At 64.9% G+C, this 5,755-nt stretch carries 7 protein-coding genes; 4 read left to right on the plus strand and 3 right to left on the minus strand.

All coding sequences use genetic code 11. The features are described from left to right. Positions 1-77: 77 nt before the first annotated feature. The gene (rsrA, locus tag ACWF6P_RS31610) at positions 78-359 is read right to left on the minus strand and encodes a mycothiol system anti-sigma-R factor (protein WP_003940722.1); all 282 of its coding nucleotides are present in this window, start codon (positions 357-359) and stop codon (positions 78-80) included. Next, on the minus strand, positions 356-1,057 hold the full coding sequence (locus tag ACWF6P_RS31615; RefSeq protein WP_378447603.1) for a sigma-70 family RNA polymerase sigma factor: 702 nt from the start codon (positions 1,055-1,057) through the stop codon (positions 356-358). The genes rsrA and ACWF6P_RS31615 overlap by 4 nt, the downstream gene beginning before the upstream one ends. 207 nt (positions 1,058-1,264) lie before the next feature. Between ACWF6P_RS31615 and ybaK the strand changes: the two genes are divergently transcribed. Beyond that, positions 1,265-1,759, plus strand: coding sequence for a Cys-tRNA(Pro) deacylase (gene ybaK, locus ACWF6P_RS31620; RefSeq protein WP_452623679.1), 495 nt, complete (start codon positions 1,265-1,267; stop codon positions 1,757-1,759). 24 nt (positions 1,760-1,783) lie between these two features. Continuing rightward, the gene (locus ACWF6P_RS31625; RefSeq protein ID WP_452623680.1) at positions 1,784-2,512 is read left to right on the plus strand and encodes an SIMPL domain-containing protein; all 729 of its coding nucleotides are present in this window, start codon (positions 1,784-1,786) and stop codon (positions 2,510-2,512) included. 3 nt (positions 2,513-2,515) lie between these two features. On the opposite strand, the gene ACWF6P_RS31630 is transcribed toward ACWF6P_RS31625, so the two are convergent. After that, complete coding sequence (locus ACWF6P_RS31630; protein WP_452623681.1) at positions 2,516-3,268, minus strand: SOS response-associated peptidase; 753 nt, start codon at positions 3,266-3,268, stop codon at positions 2,516-2,518. 49 nt (positions 3,269-3,317) lie between these two features. Between ACWF6P_RS31630 and aroA the strand changes: the two genes are divergently transcribed. Continuing rightward, positions 3,318-4,631, plus strand: coding sequence for a 3-phosphoshikimate 1-carboxyvinyltransferase (gene aroA, locus ACWF6P_RS31635; RefSeq protein ID WP_452623682.1), 1,314 nt, complete (start codon positions 3,318-3,320; stop codon positions 4,629-4,631). After that, positions 4,580-5,617, plus strand: coding sequence for a ribosome small subunit-dependent GTPase A (rsgA, locus tag ACWF6P_RS31640; RefSeq protein ID WP_452623683.1), 1,038 nt, complete (start codon positions 4,580-4,582; stop codon positions 5,615-5,617). Before aroA ends, rsgA begins: the two co-directional genes overlap by 52 nt. The last annotated feature ends 138 nt before the right edge of the window (positions 5,618-5,755 follow it).

The following is a 5,755-nucleotide window of genomic DNA, read 5'->3' on the forward strand; positions in this document are numbered from 1 at the left end:
TCCCCGCCCCTCGGACGTTTTGCTGTCGAACGTTGTTGCTCTTCGAGGTTGCTGCCCCTCAGATCTTCACTGAAGGGTCAGCTGTCGGTTTCGGTAGTCGTGATGACGATGGTCCGACGCAATTCGACGGTGAGCCGCTGACGCAGGCTTTCCGGTGCGTGATCCCCGCCGCACTTACGGTTGATCAGGCTCTTGACCTTCTCCTCGATCCCGTAGGCCTCGAGGCACGATCCGCAGTCGTCGATATGACGTTGCAGACGAGCGCGACTGGAATCGTCGCATTCACCGTCGAGCATCAACCAGACGTCGGCGATGACTGCCGAGCAGTCGAGCCTTTCGAATTCGTCCTGCTCACTCATCGTTTGACACCTTCCGCCTCGGTGGCTGCGCCGGCCGTGGCCGTGTCGACTGCGCCGTCCCGATTGAATCCACGATCTTTGGCGACATCGGCCAAGAGACCACGCAATTGCTTACGACCACGATGCAGCCGTGACATCACCGTTCCGATGGGTGTGCCCATGATCTCCGCGATCTCCTTGTACGGGAATCCTTCGACGTCGGCGTAGTACACCGCCATCCGGAATTCCTCGGGCAGCGACTGCAGCGCCGCCTTGATGTCGTCGTCCGGCAGCGCGTCGAGCGCCTCCACCTCGGCCGAACGCAGCCCGGTGGACGTGTGCTCTGCGGTGGCGGCCAGCTGCCAGTCGGTGATCTCGTCCGTCGGATACTGCGCGGGTTGGCGCTGCTTCTTGCGGTACGAGTTGATGTAGGTGTTGGTGAGAATCCGGTACAGCCAGGCTTTCAGGTTGGTACCGGCACGGAACGAGCGGAAAGCCGTGTACGCCTTGACGTACGTCTCCTGCACGAGGTCTTCGGCATCAGCCGGGTTCCTCGTCATACGCAGTGCAGCGCCGTACAACTGGTCGAGCAACGGGAGCGCGTCACGCTCGAACCGGGCAATCAACTCGTCCGCAGTTTCGGGCGTTTCGGACACCGCACCATCGACAGGTTCGGAAACCTCCGACGGTTCGTCCTTGGGCCGGTCGTGTTCCAGCACTCTGATCCCTTCACTAGCCGTAGGGATCAAGGTTACCGCCAAGTGAAGATCCGACCCACGGGCCGGTGGTGGCTCACACACAGCCAGCACGGTCGCTCCTTCGCTTCTCGGGACAAGTTTCATCAACTGTTACCAACACGGGAGTCCGCGACTCTGTTCCCGGCCTGGTCGGAGTCCGAATAGAGGGGTCCACCTAAGGTCTTCGTCATGGCTGGATCAGCGACCCCTGCAACCGCACTGCTCGGCAAGTCGAAGACACCGCACCGCGTTCACAGCTACGACCACGACCCCCGCGCCGAATCGTTCGGCGACGAGGCGGTCACGGCGCTGGCCGAGTTGGTAGGCGTCGAGGCCGCCCAGATCTTCAAGACCTTGGTCGTCAAACTCGACACGGGCAAGCTCGCCGTCGCGGTTCTGCCGGTACCGGACAAACTCTCACTCAAAGCTGCGGCCGCTGCACTCGGTGCAAGCAAAGCCGTCATGGCCGATCGCGCCGAAGCCGAGCGCTCGAGCGGCTACGTCTTCGGTGGCATCTCACCGCTCGGCCAACGCAAGAAACTGCCGACCGTGATCGACGCCTCGGCTCTCGACTGGGATCGGGTTCTCTGTAGTGCCGGACGACGCGGCCTCGAAATCGAACTGGCTCCGGCCGACCTTGCTCAGCTGAGCGGCGCGGTCACCGCACAAATCACAGCGGGCTGAGGATCCGGTCGCTACGGTCTGTTCATGCGTCCACAAACCAAGCGTCCACCCCTGAAAATTTTTGCACTGACCGCTGCAGCCGCTGCCCTCACCGTCTCACTGACGGCCTGCGGGAGTTCCGACAGCGCCGCCAAGGAAGTCACGGTGGTCGGATCAGGACAGGTCCGCGGGGCGCCGGACATCCTCAATGCGGACATCGGCATCGAGGTTGTCGCCGCGGATGTATCGGGAGCGGTTTCCGAGTCGAATGACAAGGCCCGCCAGATGATCGACGCGATAGTCAATGCCGGAGTGGCCGCCGAGGACGTGCAGACAAGCGATCTGTCGGTTCAGCCGCAGTACGACGCCAGTGGTGGGCCGTTCGTCGGCGGTAACGTGACGGGCTACCGGGCAACCAACTCGGTACGAATCGTCGTCCGCGATCTCGACAAGGCTTCGGGTGTGCTGGACGCCGGTATCGCGGCGGGTGGAAACGCAGCGCGACTCGGCAACGTTGCCTTCGCCATCGACGACGACTCTCAGCTTCTGGCCGACGCTCGCACCCGGGCCTTCGAGGACGCGAAGAACCGTGCCGAGCAGTACGCGGATCTCTCCGGCACGTCGCTCGAGAACGTCGTGACCATCACCGAGGCACACGACACGAGTGGCGGTCAGACCATGCGCGCTCCCGACGCCTCGATGTCCGACATGGTTCTCGCCCCGGGAACCCAGCAGGTTTCGTTCGAAGTGACCGTCACCTGGTCTCTCGGCTGACTGCTAGAGCAGGCTGATCTGCTCTCCGGCACGGTCGACGTCCGGCTCGATCAACTCGTGTCCGTTGTTCTTGACACTGTTGACCAGCGGCCGGACTCGATCGATGTCGATCCGCTCGAAAAGGTCCGGGGTCGGTTCGAGCAGAGCCGAATCGACGGTGTTGTCGGGATCGAGCCACGCCTCCCAGCGATCACGAGGCAGGGCGAGGGGCATCCGGTCGTGAACCTGCTCCAGATGACCGAGTGAGTCGACTGTGACGATCGAGCAGCTCAGGACTGGGCTCGCATTCTCGACCTTCGGGTCTCGCCAGGCAGACCACACACCGGCCATGAACAGCCGTGATCCGTCGTCGGGGTGCATGTAGTAAGGAATCTTCGCTGCCTTTTTCCCGCCGGTGGCCTCGGTCTGCCACTCGTACCACCCATCCATCGGGACCAGGCAACGCTTGAACTTGAACGCGGTCCGAAACGCGGGCTTGTCCGCCAACGAGTCGGCACGCGCGTTGAACAGGACCGGGCCCTTACCCAGCTCCTTGGTCCACGAGGGCACCAAGCCCCAGCGCATCCGCCGAATCCTCTTGGTCGGATCGCTGTCGGGGTTTTCCCGATCGTGGCGTTCCACGACGGTCAACACCTCGGTCGTCGGAGCCACGTTGTAGTCGGCTTCGACGGGCGCCGAGTGGTCGGTCTCGTCGAGCGCATCGAGTTCCACCGCCAGGGTGGCCGGGTCCGCTGTGGTCGCATACCTTCCGCACATGACACCCAGGGTGGCACGGTTTCGACCATTCCCCCACCGATGAGAGAAGATGGACCATGTGAGTCTGAGTCTGTGGAGCGCCCCGAGGGCCCAAGCACCCGTCGATGCAGTGGTGACGCTGCCCGGATCCAAGTCCATCACCAATCGAGCTCTGATTCTGGCCGCGCTTGCGGATGGCCCCTCCACGATGACGGGTGCACTCCGCAGCCGTGACGCGGACCTGATGATCGCCGCTTTGCGCGACCTCGGTATCGGCGTCGAGGAAGCCGGCGATCCGACCATTCTTCGCGTAGTTCCCGGTCCCCTCCGCGGCGGAGACGTCGACTGCGGTCTCGCCGGCACCGTCATGCGCTTCCTGCCGCCGCTCGCCGCGATGGCCGACGGAATCGTCCGGTTCGACGGCGACGAGCAGGCACGCACGCGACCTCTCGGCACCATTCTGGAGGCACTGCGCGGACTCGGCGCTCACATCGAGGGTGACGCACTCCCCTTCACCGTTTCCGGAACCGGATCCCTACGCGGCGGGACGGTCACCATCGACGCATCCGGTTCGTCGCAGTTCGTCTCCGGTCTCCTGCTCTCGGCCGCTGCCTTCGAAGAGGGTGTCACCGTCCATCACGACGGCAAGCCCGTCCCCTCCATGCCGCACATCGACATGACCGTCGAAATGCTCAGGCAGGCCGGCATTTCCGTGACGACGCCCGCCACGGGTGGCGACGCTGACACCTGGCGGGTGGCACCTGGGCCCGTACGCGCCGTGGACTGGGCGATCGAACCCGACCTCTCCAACGCCACACCGTTCCTGGCCGCTGCCGCAGTCACCGGAGGAACCGTCAGTGTCCCGATGTGGCCGTCGTCGACGACACAGCCTGGTGACGCGATCCGCGGGATCCTCGCGTCGATGGGCGCCGACGTCACTCTTGCCGACGGCGTGCTGACTGTTCGCGGCCCGGAGAAATTGCGCGGCATCGACATCGACCTCCACGACGAGGGAGAGCTCACCCCCACAGTCGCGGCGCTGGCCGCTCTAGCCGAGGGCACCTCGCACCTACGAGGTATCGCGCACCTGCGCGGGCACGAGACCGACCGTCTGGCCGCCCTCGCCGACGAGATCAACAAGCTCGGCGGCTCCGTCACCGAAACCGACGACGGACTGACCATCGTCCCCGCGGAACTCCATGGCGGACAATGGCTCTCGTATGCCGACCACCGCATGGCAACAGCCGGTGCCATCATCGGCCTGGTCGTCGACGGCGTCGAGGTCGACGACGTCGGAACCACTGCCAAGACGTTGCCCGGCTTCGAGAACATGTGGGTCGACATGCTCGAAAGTTCGACCGCGACGCCGAAGGCAAGCTTCTGACTCCGCGGCAGTACGACGAGTCCGACGTCCGGGTACGCCCCGGACGCGGATCACGCCCCCGTACAAAGACACGGCCCGAACATCTGTCGGCTGAATCGGGGATGGTGGTGTCGAAAGATCGTGGCCGTTGGGGCTGCGTCCTGGGCGGCGATCCCGACCGGCTGATCGTGACGATGCGCGCCCGCGAGCTGGGCCGCACCCCCATCGTCGTCGGCGATCAGGTGGACATTGTCGGCGACCTGTCGGGCAAAACCGACACCCTCGCTCGCATTATCCGGGTCTCCGAGCGCTCGACGGTTTTGCGCCGAACAGCCGACGACACCGATCCCTTCGAACGCATCGTCGTCGCGAACGCCGAGCAGTTGCTCATCGTCGTGGCACTCGCGGATCCCCCACCGCGCACGGGCTTTGTCGAGCGCGCGCTCGTCGCCGCCTACGTGGGTGGCCTGACGCCGATCGTCTGCCTGACCAAGAGCGACCTCGAACCACCCGAGGAATTCGCGAGCACTTTCGCCGACCTCGACATCCAAGTGGTGGTCGCCGGCCGCGACGATCCCCTCGACGAACTGACGCAGATCCTCGAGCACAAGTTGACCGCCTTGATCGGGCATTCCGGCGTCGGAAAGTCGACGTTGGTCAATCGCCTTGTCCCCGATGCCAATCGGGCGGTCGGCATCGTGTCCGGCGTCGGCAAGGGGCGGCACACATCGACCCAATCGGTGGCGCTCCCCCTAGCCGGTGGCGGCTGGGTGATCGACACCCCCGGCATCCGTTCGTTCGGTCTGGCGCACATCTCACCCGAAAACGTGGTGGCGGCATTCTCGGACCTGGCTGCGGCCATCGAGGATTGCCCGCGCGGATGCACGCACCTGGGTCCGCCGGCGGACCCCGAATGCAGGCTCGACCTACTGGAGGGCAAATCCGCACGGCGCGTCGTCGCTGTGCGACAACTGCTGGAAGCGATCAAGTCCAACGATCAGTACTGAGCAAAACCCCTGCGCAAGAGAAGCGGGGGGGCCGCCGGGGCGTGGGGGGGTGGGGGGGGGGTTGTGTGGGTAGTTGGGGGGGGGGGTGGCCCGCCGCGGCGGGCGGTGCGCCCCTGGATGCGAGACGGAGTGGGGGGT

The sequence above is a fragment of the Rhodococcus sp. NPDC055024 genome (genome assembly GCF_053608585.1).

Bases quoted from the DNA above. Each gene is read 5' to 3' on its own strand.
- ybaK (WP_452623679.1), top strand. From the start codon at position 1,265: ATGGCTGGATCAGCGACCCCTGCAACCGCACTGCTCGGCAAGTCGAAG.
- ACWF6P_RS31630 (WP_452623681.1), bottom strand. From the start codon at position 3,268: ATGTGCGGAAGGTATGCGACCACAGCGGACCCGGCCACCCTGGCGGTG.
- rsrA (WP_003940722.1), bottom strand. From the start codon at position 359: ATGAGTGAGCAGGACGAATTCGAAAGGCTCGACTGCTCGGCAGTCATC.
- aroA (WP_452623682.1), top strand. From the start codon at position 3,318: ATGGACCATGTGAGTCTGAGTCTGTGGAGCGCCCCGAGGGCCCAAGCA.
- ACWF6P_RS31625 (WP_452623680.1), top strand. From the start codon at position 1,784: ATGCGTCCACAAACCAAGCGTCCACCCCTGAAAATTTTTGCACTGACC.